This window comes from Tumidithrix elongata BACA0141 (assembly GCF_036349135.1).
Taxonomy (GTDB): Bacteria; Cyanobacteriota; Cyanobacteriia; order Pseudanabaenales; family Pseudanabaenaceae; genus Tumidithrix; species Tumidithrix elongata.
Window position 1 is genome coordinate 59,478 of the sequence record NZ_JAZBJZ010000009.1, and the last position, 21,837, is coordinate 81,314.

Annotated in this window: 19 protein-coding genes; 3 read left to right on the forward strand and 16 right to left on the reverse strand. The window is 45.1% G+C overall.

All coding sequences use genetic code 11. The features are described from left to right. Positions 1–8: 8 nt before the first annotated feature. Positions 9–365, reverse strand: a complete 357-nt coding sequence (locus tag V2H45_RS04070) for a hypothetical protein (protein WP_330482341.1) — start codon at positions 363–365, stop codon at positions 9–11. 182 nt (positions 366–547) lie between these two features. On the opposite strand from V2H45_RS04070, the gene V2H45_RS04075 reads away from it, so the two are divergent. Next, the gene (locus V2H45_RS04075) at positions 548–1,990 is read left to right on the forward strand and encodes an ATP-binding protein (protein WP_330482342.1); all 1,443 of its coding nucleotides are present in this window, start codon (positions 548–550) and stop codon (positions 1,988–1,990) included. 5 nt (positions 1,991–1,995) lie between these two features. Further along, the gene (locus tag V2H45_RS04080; protein ID WP_330482343.1) at positions 1,996–3,447 is read left to right on the forward strand and encodes a tetratricopeptide repeat protein; all 1,452 of its coding nucleotides are present in this window, start codon (positions 1,996–1,998) and stop codon (positions 3,445–3,447) included. 4 nt (positions 3,448–3,451) lie between these two features. Here the strand turns inward: V2H45_RS04080 and V2H45_RS04085 are convergent, their stop codons facing one another. The 15 genes from V2H45_RS04085 to V2H45_RS04155 form a co-directional block, all read right to left on the reverse strand. Next, positions 3,452–5,329, reverse strand: a complete 1,878-nt coding sequence (locus tag V2H45_RS04085; RefSeq protein ID WP_330482344.1) for a DUF2779 domain-containing protein — start codon at positions 5,327–5,329, stop codon at positions 3,452–3,454. Between the two features lie 128 nt (positions 5,330–5,457). Continuing rightward, a complete protein-coding gene (locus V2H45_RS04090) occupies positions 5,458–6,585 on the reverse strand; it encodes a glycosyltransferase family 4 protein (protein WP_330482345.1) in 1,128 nt (375 codons plus the stop codon). 6 nt (positions 6,586–6,591) lie between these two features. Next, positions 6,592–7,389, reverse strand: a complete 798-nt coding sequence (locus V2H45_RS04095) for a glycosyltransferase family 2 protein (protein WP_330482346.1) — start codon at positions 7,387–7,389, stop codon at positions 6,592–6,594. 22 nt (positions 7,390–7,411) lie between these two features. Then, positions 7,412–8,917 (reverse strand): B12-binding domain-containing radical SAM protein, encoded by a 1,506-nt coding sequence (locus V2H45_RS04100; RefSeq protein WP_330482347.1) that lies wholly within the window; start codon positions 8,915–8,917, stop codon positions 7,412–7,414. Positions 8,918–9,052: 135 nt separating this feature from the next. Further along, on the reverse strand, positions 9,053–10,255 hold the full coding sequence (locus tag V2H45_RS04105) for a DegT/DnrJ/EryC1/StrS family aminotransferase (protein WP_330482348.1): 1,203 nt from the start codon (positions 10,253–10,255) through the stop codon (positions 9,053–9,055). Positions 10,256–10,330: 75 nt separating this feature from the next. Continuing rightward, positions 10,331–11,965 (reverse strand): tetratricopeptide repeat protein, encoded by a 1,635-nt coding sequence (locus V2H45_RS04110; protein WP_330482349.1) that lies wholly within the window; start codon positions 11,963–11,965, stop codon positions 10,331–10,333. 9 nt (positions 11,966–11,974) lie between these two features. Further along, a complete protein-coding gene (locus tag V2H45_RS04115) occupies positions 11,975–13,606 on the reverse strand; it encodes a tetratricopeptide repeat protein (RefSeq protein WP_330482350.1) in 1,632 nt (543 codons plus the stop codon). A 15-nt stretch (positions 13,607–13,621) separates the two neighbouring features. Further along, on the reverse strand, positions 13,622–14,677 hold the full coding sequence (locus tag V2H45_RS04120) for an alpha-ketoacid dehydrogenase subunit beta (RefSeq protein WP_330482351.1): 1,056 nt from the start codon (positions 14,675–14,677) through the stop codon (positions 13,622–13,624). Between the two features lie 64 nt (positions 14,678–14,741). Beyond that, positions 14,742–15,695 carry a thiamine pyrophosphate-dependent dehydrogenase E1 component subunit alpha gene (locus V2H45_RS04125; protein WP_330482352.1) on the reverse strand — a complete coding sequence of 318 codons (954 nt, stop codon included), beginning with the start codon at positions 15,693–15,695 and terminating at the stop codon, positions 14,742–14,744. Next, on the reverse strand, positions 15,688–16,635 hold the full coding sequence (locus V2H45_RS04130) for a GDP-L-fucose synthase family protein (protein ID WP_330482353.1): 948 nt from the start codon (positions 16,633–16,635) through the stop codon (positions 15,688–15,690). The genes V2H45_RS04125 and V2H45_RS04130 overlap by 8 nt, the downstream gene beginning before the upstream one ends. A 166-nt stretch (positions 16,636–16,801) precedes the next feature. After that, a complete protein-coding gene (locus V2H45_RS04135; RefSeq protein WP_330482354.1) occupies positions 16,802–17,881 on the reverse strand; it encodes a GHMP family kinase ATP-binding protein in 1,080 nt (359 codons plus the stop codon). A gap of 65 nt (positions 17,882–17,946) precedes the next feature. Continuing rightward, a complete protein-coding gene (locus V2H45_RS04140) occupies positions 17,947–18,405 on the reverse strand; it encodes an NUDIX domain-containing protein (RefSeq protein WP_330482355.1) in 459 nt (152 codons plus the stop codon). A 49-nt stretch (positions 18,406–18,454) separates the two neighbouring features. Further along, a complete protein-coding gene (locus tag V2H45_RS04145) occupies positions 18,455–19,120 on the reverse strand; it encodes a D-sedoheptulose-7-phosphate isomerase (RefSeq protein ID WP_330482356.1) in 666 nt (221 codons plus the stop codon). Then, positions 19,099–19,665, reverse strand: a complete 567-nt coding sequence (locus tag V2H45_RS04150) for a D-glycero-alpha-D-manno-heptose-1,7-bisphosphate 7-phosphatase (protein ID WP_330482357.1) — start codon at positions 19,663–19,665, stop codon at positions 19,099–19,101. The genes V2H45_RS04145 and V2H45_RS04150 overlap by 22 nt, the downstream gene beginning before the upstream one ends. A gap of 62 nt (positions 19,666–19,727) precedes the next feature. Then, the gene (locus V2H45_RS04155; RefSeq protein WP_330482358.1) at positions 19,728–21,299 is read right to left on the reverse strand and encodes a CPBP family intramembrane glutamic endopeptidase; all 1,572 of its coding nucleotides are present in this window, start codon (positions 21,297–21,299) and stop codon (positions 19,728–19,730) included. Positions 21,300–21,669: 370 nt separating this feature from the next. Here V2H45_RS04155 and V2H45_RS04160 point away from each other — a divergent pair, with 370 nt between their 5' ends. After that, complete coding sequence (locus tag V2H45_RS04160; protein WP_330482359.1) at positions 21,670–21,801, forward strand: hypothetical protein; 132 nt, start codon at positions 21,670–21,672, stop codon at positions 21,799–21,801. Positions 21,802–21,837: the final 36 nt, after the last annotated feature.

Consider the following 21,837-nt stretch of genomic DNA (forward strand, 5'->3'; position numbering starts at 1 on the left):
CGACAATACTACCTGTAACATTGCCAGGAGTATGCATCCTTGGTATTCATCGGTGATGAATATGCACCCCTTCCATACTGACTTTCACAAACTTTTGTCATATCAATTCCTGTCTCATATAAATATGGTCCAGAGAGTACAGGTAAAGGATAGACACGACAACGCCAAGAATAGGCATCTTTACTATTTAAAACAACAGGTTTAACATAAAACACATAGGTTTGTGCTCTACATGTATCTTGAGTAATGTTGAGACCACCAAGTCTTTGTGCAGCTTGTGATTCTTGCGCCATAAATGTAGATGCTGAAATACTTGATAGAGCGCTAAAACATAATACAAAAATAGTTCTGATTTTGTTTGTCATAGTTGTTGTGTTTGTAACTTTTATAAAAACTTAAAAGCTTAGTTTGCGATACTTCTTCTAATCAAAATAAAACCTAATAGTTACTCAAGTCATTAGCCAATTGCACGTTGTTTGTACGTTTGACTGTACGATCGCCACCAAATCATCTATCATGCTTAAAACGAAAAAAATGTGAGTGTAGGATGGCAAGAAATAGACCAAAATTATTTAGGCTGACCCCCAAAGGGTTGAGGCTAGTTAAAGAAGCCTTGATAGAATATGACTCGCTCAGTGCATTTTGCGAGGCAAAGAATGGGGTGCATCGTGGAACTTTTACTAAGTTTTATGATGGTGATGGCATGGAACGAGAGACGATTGAGAACTACTTTAGCTTATTAGAAATCCCCAATTGGCTTGAAGATTGGAAAGAGATTTGCGAGCTTTTGCCCGATCGCATCGAAGATTGGACTGCCTATGACGATCGCTGGGTAGGGCGAAAGCAGCTTATCAGTTCACTTACCAAAAAACTGCGCGGCTCTTGTCGCTTGCTTTTGCTCCTAGGAATTACGGGAATCGGCAAAACCGCTTTGTCGGAATGTATCGCCGATCGGGTGCAAACGCGATTTTCCAAGATTTTGAGAATCAATTTTGATAACGATGAAAAGCCCAAAGACTTTGCGAGTAGCGCCGAGCGATGGTCAGAAGAATTAGGCTATAGCCTATTGATTCAAGACAAACAGCCAACCGCGATTTTAGCTAGATTGATCGACCACTTACAAGAAAATCGAGTACTGGTGCTGATTGACTCTTTAGAGGCGATTTTGGCAAAGAATGAAGAATATGGTTGGGGCGATTTTGAAGATGAGTGGTGGGGGAAGTTTTTTGCTAAGTTTTTAGCCATAGAATCTTGCGAAAGCAGCTTGATTGTCACTTCTCAGGATGTGCCTGCGAAGATCGAAGCCTTAGCCTCTCGCTATCCAACTCTATATCACCGCGAGATTTTGGGTGGACTGGCTGATGATGAGCAGATTGCATTATTTGAGAAAGCAGGCTTGGATGTGCGTGCAGATTCGCAAGATCGAGCCTTACTGATGCGAATTGCCAAGGTCTATCACGGGCATCCTCTGACATTGCGTGTGGTGATTGGCGATATCGTGCAGTCGTTTGGCAAAAGTGCTGTTGCATTTTGGGAACATGTGGGTGGTGAGATTAAAGAAGTCGAAACCGCTTTAGCGGAAGCCGAAGCAGGGGCTAAATTGGAAGGCGCGGATGATGATTGGAAATTGCATAAACTAACGCGCGAAATCAGGCTCAAGGTCTATAAGCAACGCCTTGAGGCAGTGTTTCGACGACTGGAATTCCAGAATACGGATGCTTATCTATTGATTTGTGTAGCAGCAAAATATCGCCGACCCGTGCAAGATTCTGGCTGGCTGAGGCAATTAGAAGTTTATGTCAAGCGTCTGAGAAAAGAAACCTATGACAAAGAGCAACAGCAGAAAGTTTTGGATGAATTGTGCGATCGCTTTTTAGTCGAGATATCTCTGAATCACAATAGTCATCGCGTGTTGGGCTTACATAATCTTATTCGCAGTGTGGCTTTAGAGCATCGCAAAGATTTGTTTAAAAAGTGGGAGCTTGATTGAATAAAATGGCTAGTTTAACCGCAGGGCAAAGATTGTTTGCCGCATTAGAAATCGATCTTGATGCAGTTCCAATTGAGTATCTGGATGATTATGTCGCGATCGAATATTTCCTCATACTGGAGGACGAGCCACCTGCGGATGCAAACAATTTAGAGAAGGTAGATCGATATTTGCAAGTTTTTAACCATCTCAGCGAAGCCTCAGCATGGCAACAAGCTAGCAAAGTTTTATCATTTCGCCTCGAAGTGGATAGTAAGGAACTCCACGATCAATTACGGATTTGGGGCTATTATTACCAGCAAATTGAACTCTATCAAGGGCTTTTAGGTAAGGTGGATTCTGAGCAAGATCTGGTTTGCTTTTGGGGCTTAGGCAGGATTTTTGAGAACCTTAGTGATTTTAGTAAGTCTCTTGATTACTACCAACAACAACTAGATCTTGCTGATTTGACGAAAAATCGTCAAGCTGAAGCAAAGGCAATGGACGGTATAGGGACTATCCAATCGAGACAGCAAAAGTATCTAGAGGCAAGCGCTTCTCATCAGCAACAATTAGAGATTGCCCGTGAAATTGGCGATCGAGAGCAGGAAGGATATGCTCTAAGAGGTATAGGTTGGGTATTATTTAGGCATGGTCTGAGTCAAAGCAAAATACGCGAACAGCAAGCAGGATTGAATTATCTAGAAGCCTCTCTAGAGATCGCCCACAGTATTTGTAATCTAGACTTAGAGAGCGAGTCTATAGGGGATATCAGTAGAATTTATATTGAGCGCGGTCAGTATGCTGAATCGGTCGTATTCCTTCGGCAGCAGTTAGATTTTTGCGAAAAAACTAGTAATCGGAAACTGAGACAGTCTGTATTAGGCGATTTGGGTGAATGTTACACTGAGTTAAGGCAATATGAAAATGCACTAGAATGCTTACAAGAAGCTTTAAAGATTGCGGGTGAGCTTGGCGATCTGTATTCCGAAGCAGTTGCGTTAAACAGACTAGCTGTACTCTACGGTTACGAATTGCAAAGATATGAAGATGCAATCTTTTATTGTGAGAAAGACCTTGAAATATCGCAAAAGCTCAGTCTAAATCAAGAAATACAGATACCAACAATAATTAATCTGTTCAATTTCCACGCATTCTTAAACCAAAAAGAGAAAGCAGATTTTTATCTCAAAATAGCTAAATCGATTGCAGAAAATTCAGAGTCATTGGAAACGAAAGCGATCGTGGTAATGGCATTAGCAAATGCTTATTGGAGTCGCGATCGAATCTGGCACAAATTATTTGGGTTGTTTTTGGCGGCAAAAGGCTTGCTGATGGCTCCCCCTTGGCGAAATTCAAATGGACGCATTGCGCTGCAACTCACGATCGCTGCCTTAACCAAATCCGCAAAAAACGTTCCTATCGCAATCACGCAAAGAATGAAAAAATTTCTGAACAAATCTATCAATCACACTTGAGACATCAACCTAATTTTTTTAGCCAGTGCGTCCAAATAATGACCATTGCCATGGTATCTAAGCAGCAATATTGCTTCAATAACTCGCACCACATTTGTCTAATTTCGGGGCGATCTTGATATTCGCCATACATCATGTTTTGATAAGCCAGCATTGCCCCAGTTCCCTCTGTAATTACTTCGGCTTTATCTGAGATTTCAAGCGGTAGCAGTGTCTCATAGGGATTGAGGATTTGACCGTCAACTTCTTTGAAATATGCAGCCATCCAAGGAATTTGATGCAAATAAGGGTTTGTCTTCCAGATCGCAGGCAAGACACACTTCAGCGAAGTTCTCCCTTTCATGAGGGGATGGAAATAATGTTTCAACGTAAGCGCATTCATATCCACCAATTGCGTTTTATCTTTGCTATTGAGTTTTGCAACTTTTGCCAGCCAAGCCTTGAGTTTGGGATGCTCGTACTCATAGGCTTCCATTTGATAGTAAATATCGCGCAGAACACTATTCTCATGGGTTGCCCAGGTTAAGATTGTACCGCGATCTCCTAGCCGATCCATCAAAGCCTCTGCAAACCTAAAATTTGGGAAGACATCCGAGAGATCGATCCAATCTGAATGAATTGGTTCTGCTCCAGGTGAGGGAATCGTGTGACAGCTCCATTGAAAAGCTACCTGCTCGTAAGGACGCATGCCTGGATGGTAGGGTAGCGCCATTCGCGAAGTCTCAAAGTCAATGAAATGGAGCGGATAACTACACTTTGCCATAATGCTCGGTAACTGCTCAGACATCCATTCTCGATTTGTTTTTGTGTATTCCAGTTGAATGAGCTGTCTGAAACTAAAAAAGGTGTCATCCAATTGGTCGAGGGGTATATCGTACATATTCACCTTCCCCATTTGGATCAGTTCGTTGACCACAGGGGTTTCATGCCCCCCGACCCGACCCATGTGATACAAATCGAAAATATGCGGCTCTACTTCTGCTAGTTCTCCCCAACATTCCTTAAAACCATCTTTTTTGCTACCTTCGCTTACCCGAAATTCACAGCCTTTACAATGCTTGCTAAGTGGTACCTCGATTTTACGCAATCCATTTACCAAGCTATCTAGATAGATTTCCGTTTGAGCAATCACTTCAGGTAATACCTCTTGCACTTCTCGATCGATACCGATCAGGCCGAGAATGTGATTTTGGTTCAATTGCTCTAGATCTCCCGTGAAGTCAACCTCGATGCCACTAAATTTAGAAGGGATAGTCTGCGATTCTGTGCGCTTAATCTTAAAATGTGCCGCAAGGTCGATCGCAGTAGTTTTTGACTTGTCTGGCATACATAGATAGGGATGTATCTCGACTCGATCGGATGAGAATTCATGAGCGTCTATTTCACTAAGCATCTCTTGCAACACATAGATTTGATAAGCAACATCCTCTATATAGGTTCGCCAATCACTGCTAATTGCTCCATTTTTCTTATTTCTAAAAATATTAATTCCTTTAGTTTCTAATAGCCAATTGTTTTCATTGCTATCAAAGGACTTAGACTTAACTTCGATTAATTGAAATTTATTTCCTTCTTTAATTAAAATATCTACCCTAATCAGCTTGTTTTTTGCATAAATAATCGGCTCAAACAAAATAATATTTTCTTGCTGAAGTGCTTCTTTTGTCTGGCTTAATCCTCGTTCTAAGTCTTGCTCGACTTTTATTTCTATGCCAGACGGATAAAGCAATCTTGCCATTTTGCCAATCATAAACCCACCGTCTGCCAGCATTCTCGTGTAGTTATTGATATAGCTAGTGGTGGGGTAGTGTAATTTCTTGTAGTACAGTTTGGTTGGGCAGTTTTTAGCGACTTTATAATCTGATTTAGACAGGAAAACCATAATTTGTGACAAATTAATTACTAGATTCTTGTTCTGTGGGTTGATTTATTTTCTGGGTTTCGTGCATTCTGTTTTGTGAGAATAGCTCTATAAATAATCATAGCCGCGATCGCTAAATCCCTGAGATCTCATAGACATTTAAATAGATCGACATACTTCTGCGCGATCGCGACAGGATCGTATGTGCTTCTAATCAGATCGACAGTTGATTGCAAAGGCAAAAAATCTGAACGGAATTGTAATATTTGAGCCATGCGATCGCGCCACTCGTCTACATCCAGAGGATCGTTAATATACTGTGCCAGACCGAGTGTAGCTTCTGGTATTGCGGTACAGCGAGTCGTCAGAGTTGGTAAACCCATACCCATGGCTTCTACGGGGGGCATACCAAACCCTTCAAATAGCGAAGGATAGGCAAACATCTCAGCAAAATTGTAGTACCAAGCTAGTTCGGCATCGCTAATATAACCTGTTACTTTCACCCGATCCTGTAAATTTAATGCTTTCACCAAACTAGAAAGATCGTCACAGCGATCGCGGCGCATCCCCACTAGAGATTCGGGTAATTGCCCTACCAAAACTAAATTTACCTGATCGCAAGCACTCGGTAGCTGCTGAAATGCTTTGATTAAAGTCGCAAGATTCTTATGTTGATAGTGGTTAGCAACCGTGAGAATAAATGGTTGTTTCACTTCCATTACGGGTGGCATCGAATGTGAAAATCTCTCCCATAAAATTGGATTGGGAATTACTGTCAATGAATGTTGAGACTTGAGAGGATAGTTCTTAACAATATCATTTCGCACAAATTCCGAGATTGCCACTGTAATATCGGAATTCGCCAAGGTGTTCTGATGGGCTGTCCGCAACCATACTTTCTTGCGCCAAGAGAATAGATCGGGGAAGTGCAGGTAGTTTAGATCGTGAATTACTGTGGCAGAGGGCATCTTGAGGAGCGATCGCCAAGGAGTTAAGTAGTTCGGATAAATAATGCCATCCAGTCCTAATCGATTTGCCTGCCAAGGAATTTGGGTGATTTCGCTCACCACGCGATTCCCAACCATGGTAATCGGAATTACTGCGTGCGCTTCTCCTAAATTTAGCTCCCTCAGCCAGTCGGTCAACTTGCGATCGATAAACACATACAACTGCAAATTTGGAATTTGGGCTAGCCCAAATAGTAAGCCCCGCAGCATAAACTCGGCTCCACCCACTTGAGAGGGCTTTAAAAATAAGCCACTGATGCCAAGTTTCATGGTTCCTTACGAAGAGAAGTAATAGCCATACGCACCTTTCAAAATATAGCGCTTCGTTCTAGCCAAAAGCTTGAGTAATTTGTACAGAGATTGGCGTAACGCAATTGACTCGACCCTACCAAGGAAAGTGTCTAGTTCTAATAATGCTCGCTCTTGCTCCTGAGTTTGCTGCGCTGAAGCAAGGGTTGAATTGCTCGTAGAATGCCAACGAAAATCTGACAAGAACGATCGGATATGACCAAACTGGTATCCTTTCAATGCCAAACGGAGAATAAACTCATAATCATTGGCATAGTTATAGTCTGGACTAAGGTAATTATCTTCACAAAAGATTTTCTGCTTAAAGAAGGTTGCCACCACTGGAATATAGAGAATATGTAAGTATTTCAACATAAACAGATCGAAGTCCAGTTCGTATCGACGTTGGAGCAAGTTCCCGTCTACATCAATCCAGTTGTAATTGCCATAGACAATATCGATCGCTGGGTTAGCAGCAAGATAGGCAACAACACGCTCGAAACAATTTCCTAAGTAGCGATCGTCCGTTCCAATCCAGCCAACGATATCTCCAGATGCCATTCTAAAGCCTTTATTGATGGCATCTGATGAACCTCGATCGGGCTCGGAAATCCATTGTAAGTGGGGGTACTGTTTCAGGACTTCTAACGTGTTATCCGTCGATCCACCATCAACAACAATATGTTCAAAATTCGGATATTTTTGTGCTAATACACTTTGAATGCACTCCTCAACAAACCTACCTTGGTTTAGAGATGGCGTTACAATCGAAATCTTAGGAAACATTGATGCTGGCTTCAACCCATGTTCAGGCATAGACCCGCTCTAACTGATGAGATGCCATTTTTTGAATATGTTGCATGGTTTCTACACCAAATTTTTGCGCGATCGTATCGAGGTATTTGGGATTGCTAAAGTACGCTTGGAAAGCTCGATCGCGGAAGCGCAAGACTTCTGAAGCAGTGAGGTGTTTGGTTGGCAGAGGTAGGGTATCTACAGCATGTTGGGAAAAGCCAGACCAAGTTTTAGGTAATGCCCATCCTTCGGCGATCGCTGTGTTATAAAGCTGAGACCCCGGATAGGCCATCGCTGAGTAAAAATTAGCAAATTCACAGTTCAGATCCATTGCTAGGTCGAGGGTAGCTTGCATCGTTTCTAGATCGTCTTCGGGTAAGCCAAAGATATAGTTGCCAATGATATTGATGCCAGCATCTTGAATCTTCTTGACGATTCTATAGACATCCTCTTGGTTGAAACCTTTTTGCACGTCATCGCGCACGCGATCGCTAGCGGCTTCAATGCCCAAAGCCAACCAGTTAAACCCTGCTTGCTTTAACTTACCTAGCATTTCATCTCTGACCGTATCAACTCTGGCATAGGCCCAAATATTTAGATCGTAGCCGCGATCGATAATGGCATCGCAAATCCCTAGAACGTGTTTGGGATTGAGCACAAACATCTCATCGGCAATCTTAATATTGCGAACACCATACTGATTGACCAAAATATCAATTTCGCGCATGACCGCTTCTGGACTCCAAAAGCGATAGCTATTTGTGACTTCTCGATAGCCAAGCTCATGCTCACCACTCTTAAAGGGAGCTTGAATGCAGCAAAAACTACAGTGAAAAGGACAGCCTAAAGTCGTATAAATCGCAGCATAGGGCTGACGTTGTAAACCATCAAAACAGTGCCAGTTATGAGCGCGATATTTTGACATCGGCAGCAAATCCCAAGCAATTCCTGGCATTTCTTGCTCGACATCCATCAGTAACGGAGCAGGGGCTGTCGATTTAGCCGTTTTACCCTCCCAGTACCATAGCCCCCGAACCTTGCTATAGTCAGGCTGTGCGGTTTTAAGTGCCTCTATCAGCTCTAGGAGCGTATATAAGCCTTCCCCTGCGGCTACAAAGTCAGCATCTTCTTCCCGTAGACTGCGCTCAGGGAGAGATGCCACATGCCCACCCACCAACAGCACTTTTAGGTCAGAATATTGCTGCTTGATTGCCGTACAGACAGCACTAGCCCCTGCCATCACCTGTGTTGATGCCGAAGGCTGCTGTCCGTAGACGACAACGGCGGTTAAGAGTGGATTTAACTCGGCAATTCTGTCTGCGGTCTGGCTAGGAGTAAGTTCATCAGCACTGGCATCCACAATTTGTACAGCAAAACCTTTCTTGCGGATAAAAGTTGCCATTAGCCCTGCCCATACGGGTGGCTCGATCGCGGATATATCTGTAGAGAGCGATTGATAAATTTGTCCGCGATTGCCAGGATTAACTAGCACTAAATCTAACTGTGACTTGCTTGCCATAAGATCTCCTTTTCTCCAGCTACTTTGACTTTACAGCCTAGAGACATGCGTATATGTTCTAAGTCTATGATGCCCACCAACCTCACTTTTAGATCAACCCCTCCCAATTTCACTGGAATTGGTTACGGCTTGGGATTATGCGTCGGGCAATCCTGCGGACAGACCATTGAGTAAGGTACAAAGATCTAAAATTTTTGTTTTTTCCAACGTGGGATAGTTACCGATATAAAAGCCATAAAAATGAATGTGATTGACGTTGGGATAATTGTTGTACTCTTCACCCAATAGTTTGCGCAAGTAAGGCTGACGGAGTTGATTTCCACCCCCTGCGGTGCCTCGACGAAATTCAATCTGGTGTTGGCGCAATGATTGGGTTACGTTTTCGTAAAGGATGGGATCGGGATGTTTGAGAACGAGGGTAAAGGCATAGTTACAGCTACCTTCGATCGCAAAGTCAGTCTGATATTTGCTTGAGTCCAAGTTCGCGAGGAAGAGCTTTAAATTCTCTGTGCGCAGCTCGTTATTTCGATCTAAGCGTTTGAGTTGCGATCGCCCGATCACCGCATTAATTTCCGTACTTCTGACATTGTAGGCAGGAAATGCAAAGATAAAATCAGGGTTGAGATCGGGGTGGGCTTCATAGTAAGAATGCTTCAACTCGTCTGACGTGGATTCTCTGACCATCCCGTGCGATCGCAGCATACGTAGGGTTTGATAGAGATTTTTGTCATTAGTAGAAACCATACCTCCTTCAATCGTACTCATGTGATGGGCGTAATAAAAAGAAAAGTTAGACATAAGCCCCAATGAGCCTAATTTGCGTTCCCCAAATGTTGCCCCATAGGATTCGCACACATCTTCAATCAAGGGAATATTGCGAACTTGCAACTCATCCAGCAGCTTTTGATTCAACGCGTTATAACCCAGTACGTGCGTTAGAAACACAGCCTTGGTGTTGGCAGTAATTTTCTGCAATATTTGCTCTGTATCCATACCGAGGGTTCTGGGATTGATATCCACAAATACGGGCTTAAACCCCGCTTGCAAAACCGAAGCAATGTCAGAGACCCAAGTCAGCGTCGGTACGATCACTTCACCGAGTCCATAGGCTTCTCTGAGAGCGCACATCGTAATTAGATTGGCCGACGATCCCGAATTCACAAAGATACTGTACTTTACCCCTAACCAATCTGACCATTCCTGTTCAAAGGCTTTTACTTGAGTTGACTGGGTCAAGATCGGATCGTCCTGTTGCAAAAACGCGATCGCCGCATCAAGATCTGCTCGCGTAATGTTGTTTTGCATTAAGGGGAGGTTCAGTGTCTTTAAATCGGTCATAACTTGGTTTGGCATCCTAATCAAAAATATATATTCTCAGAAGCAAAGATCGGCAACACATAGCATGGCATGTCTTTAGGTAGAATCAAAAGCTGGACAGAAAAGCAGTTGGTCAAGAGAAACTGTCTTGATAGCTTCCATAGCTACAGCCTTGATCGCAGCCCTATTCTCTTGCGGCAATACAATACGACCCGCTACACGCCCTAGAATTACTTCCCAGATCGTTGGACTGAGATTGCCCGTTAAGGAGATTTCTAGATCGGTATCTTCCTGTCCTTCTTGCAAAGCTAAAAGCATCATCACGCCTAAGATAAATTGCTCCGCATCCTCCTGTTCTATCCCTGTTGTTTCGATTAATAAGGTGATGCGATCGCTCTGAGGATGCCTGACTAAGGCTGAGATTACTTGTATCACGTCCTGCGATCGCGCTTCCTCTTCTTGCTGCCAGTCTGGAAAAATCAGGAGGTTGATATCCCTGAGCTTAAGTGCTTGCAATCGCTCCTGTTGGATGCGATCTAGTAGTTCCTGTGATTCTCGATCCTGCGGGGTTTGCTCTAGTTCTTTCAGGATGGCTTGCTCTGCTTCCCATAAGTCTCCCATCTCTCTCAAACATTGGGCGCGTAAATTGTGAATTCCAGCAGGAACCTGTGAGGCAAATAGGATATTGTCGAGGAGGGCTACAGCTTCTGAAAATCTGTTCTGTTCGATAAACCGCTCTGCTTTTTGCTTTAGATGGGCGATCGCTTGCCTCTCTGCAACGAAATAGAGATCGGAAAATGGTGTGGATTTAGGAATGGCAGTTGCTGGATTGACAGTTTCTGATTGAAATTCTTGTTGAGCAGGAATTTGAGTCACCGCGATCTCGTTGAGGCTAGCTTGTTGTACCGTTTGCTCTATTAAAGATAAACTTTCGTCCGTCAACGTATTCCACAGTTGCATTTGCATTTCTGCAGAGGTAATCATTAATTCTTTACTCTCAGCCAAAGCTTTAGGGTTTTCGGCAAAAACTGTATCCAAGATCAATTCTGCTTCCTGCATTCTCTCTTCGGCTGTATTTTTATAAAAGCGGAACCAAAAGTGTAGGTTACGCAACCGTTTGTTGACGCCAAAGCTTCCCTGATATTCTAACTGGATGTCGAGTTTGGTGTGGCTTTGTCCCATAATTGCCACTTCATTAATCCAAGTGTCATCGTACCAAAAGGGAAAGAATTCTGTGTGCAACCTCCCTGTGATGTTTGCCCACTCTGCACTGACACAGCCATAGTAACCAATATTAGGGTTACTGGGGTCAAGGTTGATATAGGCATAAAGAATGCGATCGGGATAGCGATCGAAGGTTTCGCGCACAACCACATCCCAATCTGGCGTTACAAACAGAACCTTATCAGCAACAAACATGTAGATGCCTGGATTGGTCGTGCAGCGTTCTCTCAGGATGTTATACATTTGTCCCTGCGCATAGGTGCGAGGAGCAAACACATAGTGAATCTTAAAGTCATAGTTGTCTGCGGCAATATGTTCGTCGAGGGCTTGCTTTGCAACAAAGTCATCATCATCTATAAAAATCCAGACATCAATAAGGCTTTGGACTGTAGTGGTTTTAGCGATCGAGTCAAATAGGGCTTGTAAATAGTGCGATCGCCCCCTTGTGGGAAATAGTATGCTGATATGCTGAGGGTTATCGATTGGTTTGATGATTTTGGCAGTCATGGGGCGCACCTACAAATTAAGTGTGTGGTTGAGAAAAAGTTGGTCAAGAGAAACTGTCTTGATAGCTTCCATAGCTACAGCCTTGATCGCAGCCCTATTCTCTTGCGGCAATACAATACGACCCGCTACACGCCCTAGAATTACTTCCCAGATCGTTGGACTGAGATTGCCCGTTAAGGAGATTTCTAGATCGGTATCTTCCTGTCCTTCTTGCAAAGCTAAAAGCATCATCACGCCTAAGATAAATTGCTCCGCATCCTCCTGTTCTATCCCTGTTGTTTCGATTAATAAGGTGATGCGATCGCTCTGAGGATGCCTGACTAAGGCTGAGATTACTTGTATCACGTCCTGCGATCGCGCTTCCTCTTCTTGCTGCCAGTCTGGAAAAATCAGGAGGTTGATATCCCTGAGCTTAAGTGCTTGCAATCGCTCCTGTTGGATGCGATCTAGTAGTTCCTGTGATTCTCGATCCTGCGGGGTTTGCTCTAGTTCTTTCAGGATGGCTTGCTCTGCTTCCCATAAGTCTCCCATCTCTCTCAAACATTGGGCGCGTAAATTGTGAATTCCAGCAGGAACCTGTGAGGCAAATAGGATATTGTCGAGGAGGGCTACAGCTTCTGAAAATCTGTTCTGTTCGATAAACCGCTCTGCTTTTTGCTTTAGATGGGCGATCGCTTGCCTCTCTGCAACGAAATAGAGATCGGAAAATGGTGTGGATTTAGGAATGGCAGTTGCTGGATTGACAGTTTCTGATTGAAATTCTTGTTGAGCAGGAATTTGAGTCACCGCGATCTCGTTGAGGCTGGCTTGTTGTACCTTTTGCTCCAAGGAACACAAATATTCATCAGTGACGGTATCCCACACGCGCATTTGTGCCTCATTAGAAGCGATCGCGAAATCTTGAGTCTCCGTCAAGGCTTTGGTATTTCCAGCAAAAATCGTAGCCAAGATCGCTCCAGCTTCCTGCATTCTCTCTTCGGCTGTATTTCTATAAAAGCGAAACCAAAAGCGTAGATTCCGCAACCGTTTGTTAATTCCCAAGCTGCCTTGGAATACTAACTGAATGTCAAGCTTGGCATGGCTCTGCGCCATAATCGCCACTTCGTTGATCCAAGTGTCATCATACCAAAAGGGAAAGAATTCTGTATGCAGTCTCCCTGTAATATTTGTCCACTCTGCACTGACACAGCCATAAAATCCCATATTAGGATTATTGGGGTCAGAGTTAACATAGGCAAAGAGAACGCGATCGGGATAGCGATCAAAGGTTTCGCGCACAACCACATCCCAATCTGGCGTAGCAAATAGAATCTTATCGCCAATAAACATGTAGATGCCTGGATTGGTCGTGCAACGTTCTCTTAAGATGTTAAACATTTGCCCCTGCGCATAGGTGCGAGGAGCAAAGACATAGTGAATCTTAAAGTCATAGTTGTCTGCGGCAATATGTTCGTCGAGGGTTCGTTGGGTCGCAAAATCATCATCATCTACAAAAATCCAGACATCAACGAGGCTTTGGACTGCAGTGGTTTTAGCGATCGAGTCAAATAGGGTTTGTAAATAGTGCGATCGCCCCCTTGTGGGAAATAGAATGCTGATATGCCGAGGATTATCGATTGGTTTGATGATTTTGGCAGTCATGGGCATACCTACAGATTAAAACGGTCCTTTGAATTCAATGTCTTTCAAATCTTCGCGTTCAGCAGGCATCCATTTTGTTTCAATATCTCCCTTAGCCAATTCAAAAGCAGCCGCAGCAATGGTTTGTCCGTTGGGATAATAGAGATGCTCTAGATAGGGGGTGGGTGGGCAGGTGACGGGTGCAAACCCCATCCGTTTAAAGCGAACGTTCCTCTTACCTTGAAGTCTTTCTGCAACTTGAGCAATGATTTCGGCACTAGCTCCACAGGTCGTCCAGCCATTATCGACGACACATAGATTGCCTGTTTTGAGAACGGACTCCACAATGGTATCGATGTCAAGGGGGCTGAGCCAAATGGGATCGATGACTTCAGCACTAATACCTACGGATTCTAGATACTTCTGGGCGCGCAGACATTCTATTTGCATGTAGGAAATTCCTACCAAGGTCACATCGGTGCCTGTAACAGCGATTCTCGCTTTTCCTGGTGCGACTGTGTAACTGGCTTCTGGAACGTAGCCCTTTTGGAAATGCAAAATTCGATGTTCCACATACATGACAGGATTGTCATCGCGAATGGCTGCAATGAGACAACCCTTGGCATCATAGGGCGTGGTTGGCGCTGCCACTTTAAGCCCTGGAATATTCATAAAAAATGAATATAGACCCTGCGAATGTTGCGCTCCCTGTCCCCAACTTTTGCCGATCATCGATCGCACCACAATGGGCACTGAGACTTGCCCCCCATACATATAATGGCTTTTCGCGGCGACGTTAATCAACTGGTTCATCGCCAACATCAAAAAATCCATGCGAATGTGAACGTGGATCGGTCGTAACCCCGCTTGAGCCATTCCGATCGCTGCCCCAGTCATGGCATCTTCTGAAAGTGGCGTACCAAAGACCCGTTCTTTACCATATTTTTCTAGCAGACCACGGGTCGTTCCTTGAATGGCTTTAGGGTCGTCTACATCCAGCCCAAACACAATTACAGCAGGATCGCTTGCCATTTCTTGGTCAGTGGCTTCACAGACTGCCTCAACATAGCTCAAGATACGTGGATTTGACATAGTCGTCTCAGGATTGATTGGCTGTACTTAATGGATGTCGTTTCAGAGTTCTACAGACAACGTTCTATTTGTATGTATCTGTAAACAATTCGTCAAGGGAGGGGAAAGGACTCGTTTCGGCAAATTTAAAGGCTGCCTCAACCTCAGCCTCAACCTCAGCTTCGATCTGCTGTCTTCTCTGCGCTTCAAGCATGGCACCTACCTTGGGAATAGCATCATTCTCGATCCAAGGTGCCGCTTCTTGTTTTGTACGGTACCCCATGTGATAGTCCTCACCAGGGCCGACATGTTCTTTCCATCGATAGGTAATACATTCCAAGAAAATCGGGCCTGCTTCTCCTGCCCGCAGCGATCGCACTGCCGCTTGGGTTTTTGCATAGATCGCAAATACATCATTATCCTCAATTCTTTCAGCAGGGATACCGTAGGCGCGGGCGCGATCGCAAAGATTATCGAGGGGTTGCCGCTGTAGTTGGTGGGTGTGGATAGCATAGCGATTGTTTTCGCAGATAAATAAAATTGGCAATCCTTTGAGCGATGCAAAATTCATGCTCTCGTGCCATACGCCTTCATCCGTTGCCCCATCACCAAAGAAACTCACGACAATCGCAGAACTACGCTGATATTTGAGGGCATAGGCATAGCCAATCGAGTTGGCGATCGTCGTACCCACAACTGCCGAAGTCCCCATAATATTATGGGCGACATCGATCAGGTGCATCGAGCCACCTTTACCCTTGGCACAGCCTGTCGCCTTACCATAGAGTTCGGCCACCATTTGATTGAGGTTGCCACCTTTTGCCAAATAAGCGGCGTGGCTGCGATAGGTACCAAACACCACATCTTGGGTCTGTAATGCCTCACAGACACCAACGGCTACTGCTTCTTGACCAATCGATAGGTGTACGGGACTCTTAATTTTATCGGTGGGATATACCAGTGCTACAGTTTCTTCAACGCGACGAATTCGATACAGCGATCGATAGAGTTGCTCGGATAGCTCGTTTTGACTAAACATAGGCAACCTCCCGATTGCTTTGCAGAAAATAGGCGTAAGTTGACGATATCGCATCTTGGAGCGAAGTCTGCGATTTCCAGCCCATTTCGCACAATTCGGTTGCATCTAATGCCTTTAGGGGCATACCGTCAGGCTTAGTAGGATCGAAGGATAGTTCGCCCTCAAAGCCAACCACAGACTGAATCAGCGTCGCCAGTTGACGAATCGACACATCCTCCCCACCACCAAGATTGATCGGTCGAGCATCGTTGTAGTGCGCCATCACAAATAGGCAGGCATCGGCAAGGTCGTCAGCAAAGATGAACTCGCGACGCGGTGTCCCCGTTCCCCAAATTTCGACGCGATCGGACTTGCTTACTTTTGCTTCATGGAATTTACGAATTAAGGCAGGAATCACATGGGAGTCTTCCAAACTAAAATCGTCGCCCACTCCAAAGGCATTGGCAGGAATCGCTGTAATAAAATTCGCGCCATATTGCTGGTGATAGGACTGACAGAGCGTAATCCCAGCCAACTTTGCTACAGCATAGGCTTCATTGGTGGGTTCTAGCACTCCCGTCCATAACGAACTGACTTGCATGGGTTGGGCGCAGTGCTTGGGATAGCTACAGGAACTGGCAAGATAGAGAAGTTTTTTAACTTGATGGCAATAGGATTGATGAATCACATGACTGACAATCAATAAGTTGTCGAGCATGAGATCGGCAGGATATTTCTGATTTGCCTGAATGCCCCCAGACTTACCTGCTGCAAGAAATACATAGTCAGGTTTATATTGAGCAAAGAGTGCTTCCACTTGTACGCGATCGCTGAGGTCAATTTTGAGATCGGCCTCGTTCCCAACCAAGTTTTGATATCCTTGCTGCTTCAGTTGGGATAAAATCGCAGCACCGATCAGGGTCTCTGCCCCAGCTACAAATATCCTGGCATTTTTTTCCACAATTCTCTCCTTCCTTTCTTTGTTTTAACCAATGCCCCGCAATTCCCCTAGGACTTAGGAACTTGAAAACTCTTCCCTAGAGGCGGGGACTAGGGGACAGTGCGATACTTGCCGATCCAGAACGCACGGTAAGCTAATTACAAATCCCCAACCCAATCCATGCAAGCTAGCCCATCGACACGAACCTATCTTGAGGATTTAGCTCTCTGAAAGGAATTACGGTTTGCTCGGAGCGAATTTGGTCTAGGGCTGAGTAGTCTTGTTGGGGTTCAAAGAAGATGATCTGGCTCCCCGAGAATTCAAATTTAAAGGGAACGTAGATTAAACTTTTAAGTTGCTCTCGCACGATCGCTTGTCGTTCGGGGGGAACAAACAGCAGTAAAAATCCGCCACCACCCGCACCGGTTAATTTGCCACCGATCGCCCCTGCATTACGCGCCTGTTCGTATAACTCATCGACCTGTGGGTTAGACACCTTGGTGCTGAGACTGCGTTTTGCTTGCCATGCTTCATGCAACAACTCACCAAAACCATGGAGATCCTGATTGTTACTCAAAATCGTAACGCTCTCATCCACCAAGTCTTTCATGATGCGCAATTGGCGTTTTTTGGACTCGATTTCGGTGACATAGCTCCCAGCAATATCTGAAGCAGTGCGCTTGATGCCCGTATAAAACAACATTAAATGAGAATTCAGTTCCTCAATACGTGCAGGGGCGACCGTAATCGGTCTGACCGAAATTTCACCATTACAGAGGAAATTGACGTGATTAAATCCGCCATAGGCAGCGAGCACCTGATCTTGCGAACCGACAATTTCATTGAGGCGTTCTTGCTCGATATAAATGCTGTCTTTGGCTAGCTGTGACTTGCTAGGCATATGCCCTGTGAGGGAATAAAGGGCATTTAACAAACCCACGGTAAAAGCAGAACTCGATCCCATTCCACTTCGCGCAGGTAGATCGCCGTCATGATGGATCTCAATACCGCGATCGATCTTGAGGTACTGCAAAATTTCGCGCACCGAAGGATGGGAAATCTCGGCAGCAGTCTGACAGTTCTCAATTTTTGAATAGACCACCCGAATACGATGTTCAAAGAAGGGCGGCAAATAGCGACAGGAGAGATAGCAATATTTGTCGATGGTTGTAGCGAGGACAGCGCCCCCATGCTGGCGATACCAACCAGGGTAGTCTGTACCACCACCAAAAAAGGAAATGCGGAAGGGTGTTCTGCTGATAATCATTTTGACTCCTTCAAGTTGAGCATTAAATCGGGCAATAAAAATTGGGCGATAAAAACATATATCGGCTAACGAATCGCGCCAACGCGATCGCTAACCACATCTTGCAACGGTAACCTCGCTGGCGGTACGAGATCTGTAGGCAAACAGTCCAGCGCAAAAAACTGCAAAGCTTCACTCTCATCACTGCAAACCAGTTGTTCATCTTCATGGCAAACGATCGCCTCTAAGAGGATATCGACCAAATGAACCACACGGTCGGGAAAGGTGACAATGCGATCGCTGGGCTCTGAGTAAACCCCTAGCAATTTTGAGATCTTCACGGTTAGTCCTGTTTCTTCTTTCACTTCTCGAATCGCAGCATCTTCTATAGACTCGCCTGCTTCTACTCTTCCCCCCGGAAGTCCCCACAGGCCACAGTCACTACGTTTTTCTAAAAGAATCATTCCCTGCTGATTGCGTACTACAACACCTACACCCACTCTCACGAGTGTATTGGCATCGGCGGTTCTAGGGGCATACATCATGGGTCTCGATCGCAAAAACAAATGGACGCAGGATCGGTGTTACCAATCGCTATTCTATGCCCGAGGCATCGCGTTCGGGGAACAAGATACGCTCGACCAACTCACACAAGATATGCTCGACCGCAAGGTGACTTTCTTGGATATGTTGGGTATTTACACTGGGAATAGCAATGGTGACATCGGCTACCTGCGTTAGCTTACCCCCACTACCCGTAAGAGCGATCGCCTTCATGCCAAGAGATTTTGCAAATATTACTGCCTGCATGACATTGGCAGAATTACCACTTGTACTAATGCCGATCAAGACATCACCGGGCTTCCCGATCGCCTGTACCTGACGGGCAAAGACCCCTTCAAATCCACAGTCATTGGCATGAGCCGTAATGAAAGATGTGTCCGTTGTCAGGGCGATCGCTGCTAGTCCTGGGCGGGTAAAGTCTTTGGTGAGCCAATTGACCAACTCTGCGGCAATATGTTGGCAGTCTGCGGCGCTGCCACCATTCCCACAAAGCAAGATCTTACCCCCTGCTCGCAAGCTTTCTGCCATGAGGGTCGCAGCCGCGAGAATCGCATCCAAGCAATGTTCTGAGACTTGGCGGTTGAGTTCGGCACTGGCTAAAAGGCGCGATCGCACAAGCTGCTGATATTTAGATGATTGAGGCAAGAGATCTTGCTGTGAATTATCGGCTGGGCTTAGGTCAGTATCTGGGTGCATTGGACTAATTGAGCAATTATTTGGGCAGCATCTTGCAGATTGTCAACGATGTAATCTGCCTTGGCAGAACCATCATGCTCGACTTTAGCGCCATAACCTGTACGTACCAAAAAAGTTGTGGCACCAATGTTTTGCCCCAGTTCAATATCGCAAGGTTTATCTCCGATCGCAAAACTTGTGTTTGGCTCGAAATTAAAATCCCGTACTGCACTATCCACCATACCCCGATTGGGTTTGCGGCAAGCGCACCGATCTTCTGGCAAATGCGGACAATAGTAGATGCCATCTAAATTTACCCCCTCATCTACTAAAAGTGCGCGTAGGCGTTGATGAATTTCCTCTAAGCGCCGATCGTCAAACCAGCCTCTACCAATGGGAGACTGATTGGTGACAACAACTAAACCTAGCCCCAGGGCTTGAAGTTGTCTCAACCCCTCCGCCGCACCGGGCAAAAGCTCTACCAAGTCTGGGTCAGAGAGGTAGTGGCAGTCCTTAATAATCGTGCCATCGCGATCGAGTAAAACAAAATATTTAGGTTTCAACATATCTAGAAGCTAAATCGATCTTTCCAAGGGAGAGTATTTACATTTGTGAAGGAATGTAACCACTAATTTCCTCCTAATGCCAAAAGCGCCACAAAACTTCCGCTATTCCAGAGGCAATGTACCAACATGGGTGCAAATAGGTTATTCGATCGCACGTAGATAAACCCTAAAACCATGCCCAAAACCGTTAGGGGAATCAGATCGGCAAGATTGAGGTGCGCGAGCGCAAAACAAAAGGCACTCAACGCGATCGCACTACCATAGGACATAAATTTGGTGAGCGAAGGCAAGAGAAATCCTCGGAATAACAGCTCTTCAAAAAAGGGCGCAGCGATCGCGAGGGTTGACCACAAAATTAGCTTGGCGAGGTTGTCTTGACTCTCAACCAAGATCGGCAACAGGGGATTTCCCCCGCCCTGCCCTTGTAGCAATTGCTCGCTCAATGCCGATACAATCACCACCAGAGGAACTGCCGCCAAATAGCCGCCTACGCCCCAAACCAGCGATCGCCAAGAGAATAAATTAAATCGGAACCAGTGACTCGGTAAGGGGCGAAATCCTTGGAGGCAAATTTGCAAAATCGCTAAGATCGGTAGCATGGAAAAAATATAGGGAAGCAGTACGAGTAAAGCTTTGTAGGTATAACTAGAACTTCCACTACTAGAACCGATCCGAAATGCACTAAAGACTAAGGGTAATATGAGCTGTGAGACAACGATAAATGAGGTAAACCACAACACCATCACTTCCCATACAGTTTCGCCACCCCAAGGCACAGTCCATGTTTGAGCGCGACTTCTTAAGGACTCGCTCTCAGAACTAGACTCTTGGTTAGCAGCTTCTGTCCGTTTGTAAAATGGCGAACTACTGCGAAAGAAGAGCCATTGAACGCCCAGAAAAATCCAAAGCAAAATCCCTAAAATTCCACCTAATAATGGAACGGCATTGGCAATCAGCAATCGATTCACCGCCGATGTAGCTTCCAACTGTTGCTGTTTTTGTAATGTCGGAATCAAATCGAGTCGCTGTTGAGCGCGATAGAGTTGCTCTAAAGCGATGTGTCGATACCAACCAGACAGCGATCGCCGCACTTGCCCTTCGGCATTCGGCAAGAGCATAATTGGACTTGACCAAAGCCCTTGTAAGATTTCAGCGGTGATGCCCATGCTGGTGCGTTGATTTGCCTCGTTTTTTGTCACGCTCTGCCAAGTAGCGATCGCGCCCGACACATCCCCAGTCTGCACTTTCAGCAGCCCAATATGTACATCTAATTCATTGACGAGATTTTGCTTCCGACTGCGCTTCTTTTGCAGTGCTGAAGGCTCAGCAAGCGTATCGTCATGCTCTTGACTTAGTTCCGCAATCAATCTGACATTAGAAGCGCGTGCCTCCTGATAGCTCTCAAGAGCCTGCTTGTAAACCTTTTTAGGCTCACCATCAAACAGCAATTGCCGTATCGCTGCATTATCTGCCGCATCTCCTTGCCATTCCGTCGCTTGCAAAATTAGATCCGTTTGGAGCAAATCTAAACGGGTTTGCTCTTGGGGGTTGCTCCAACTACTCATAAGGGACAGCCCGATCGCAGCGATCGCTAACAAACTCAAGATACTCAGAACAATACGCTTTGCAGTCATGCGAATAAAATGATAGAGGAATTTTACAAAATGGGGCAGAGGTGATCATCAGGCGATTACTTCTCTAACCCTATCACCTTGGATCTCTTGATGCTATAGCCAGCCTATTGCAATTATCCTAGTCGTAATTTATGAATCCTTCCTATTGTGATTTAATTGAATCATTGATTAGATTAGATTTTGACTGAAGCAGGTCTTGAATCAGCAGAGATCGCATTCGTTTTAAGATTGACGATCGTAAGGAAGATAGCTATTTAAACCGATTACTTTACCCATCAGACATTGCTTTACAGTTGAGGAATATCACAAAATCGGTGAGGCGCAGATCCTGAAAGAACGCACAGAGCTACTTGATGGAGAGATTTTAGAAATGTCGCCAATCGGTCTTTTGCACGCCGCCTGTGTATCGTATTTGTTACGAGCATTTATTTTGAGACTGCCTGCAATCGCTGATGTGCGATCGCAAAATCTGATCGTTCTTAACAACTGGACTTTGGACTAAAAAAAGAAAAAAAGGCAGCAGGTGCTTGGCACAAAC

Coding starts and splice junctions, on each gene's coding strand:
- V2H45_RS04070 (WP_330482341.1), bottom strand. CDS start 365: ATGACAAACAAAATCAGAACTATTTTTGTATTATGTTTTAGCGCTCTA.
- V2H45_RS04075 (WP_330482342.1), top strand. CDS start 548: ATGGCAAGAAATAGACCAAAATTATTTAGGCTGACCCCCAAAGGGTTG.
- V2H45_RS04080 (WP_330482343.1), top strand. CDS start 1,996: ATGGCTAGTTTAACCGCAGGGCAAAGATTGTTTGCCGCATTAGAAATC.
- V2H45_RS04085 (WP_330482344.1), bottom strand. CDS start 5,329: ATGGTTTTCCTGTCTAAATCAGATTATAAAGTCGCTAAAAACTGCCCA.
- V2H45_RS04090 (WP_330482345.1), bottom strand. CDS start 6,585: ATGAAACTTGGCATCAGTGGCTTATTTTTAAAGCCCTCTCAAGTGGGT.
- V2H45_RS04095 (WP_330482346.1), bottom strand. CDS start 7,389: ATGTTTCCTAAGATTTCGATTGTAACGCCATCTCTAAACCAAGGTAGG.
- V2H45_RS04100 (WP_330482347.1), bottom strand. CDS start 8,917: ATGGCAAGCAAGTCACAGTTAGATTTAGTGCTAGTTAATCCTGGCAAT.
- V2H45_RS04105 (WP_330482348.1), bottom strand. CDS start 10,255: ATGACCGATTTAAAGACACTGAACCTCCCCTTAATGCAAAACAACATT.
- V2H45_RS04110 (WP_330482349.1), bottom strand. CDS start 11,965: ATGACTGCCAAAATCATCAAACCAATCGATAACCCTCAGCATATCAGC.
- V2H45_RS04115 (WP_330482350.1), bottom strand. CDS start 13,606: ATGACTGCCAAAATCATCAAACCAATCGATAATCCTCGGCATATCAGC.
- V2H45_RS04120 (WP_330482351.1), bottom strand. CDS start 14,677: ATGTCAAATCCACGTATCTTGAGCTATGTTGAGGCAGTCTGTGAAGCC.
- V2H45_RS04125 (WP_330482352.1), bottom strand. CDS start 15,695: ATGTTTAGTCAAAACGAGCTATCCGAGCAACTCTATCGATCGCTGTAT.
- V2H45_RS04135 (WP_330482354.1), bottom strand. CDS start 17,881: ATGATTATCAGCAGAACACCCTTCCGCATTTCCTTTTTTGGTGGTGGT.
- V2H45_RS04140 (WP_330482355.1), bottom strand. CDS start 18,405: ATGATGTATGCCCCTAGAACCGCCGATGCCAATACACTCGTGAGAGTG.
- V2H45_RS04145 (WP_330482356.1), bottom strand. CDS start 19,120: ATGCACCCAGATACTGACCTAAGCCCAGCCGATAATTCACAGCAAGAT.
- V2H45_RS04150 (WP_330482357.1), bottom strand. CDS start 19,665: ATGTTGAAACCTAAATATTTTGTTTTACTCGATCGCGATGGCACGATT.
- V2H45_RS04155 (WP_330482358.1), bottom strand. CDS start 21,299: ATGACTGCAAAGCGTATTGTTCTGAGTATCTTGAGTTTGTTAGCGATC.
- V2H45_RS04160 (WP_330482359.1), top strand. CDS start 21,670: ATGTCGCCAATCGGTCTTTTGCACGCCGCCTGTGTATCGTATTTGTTA.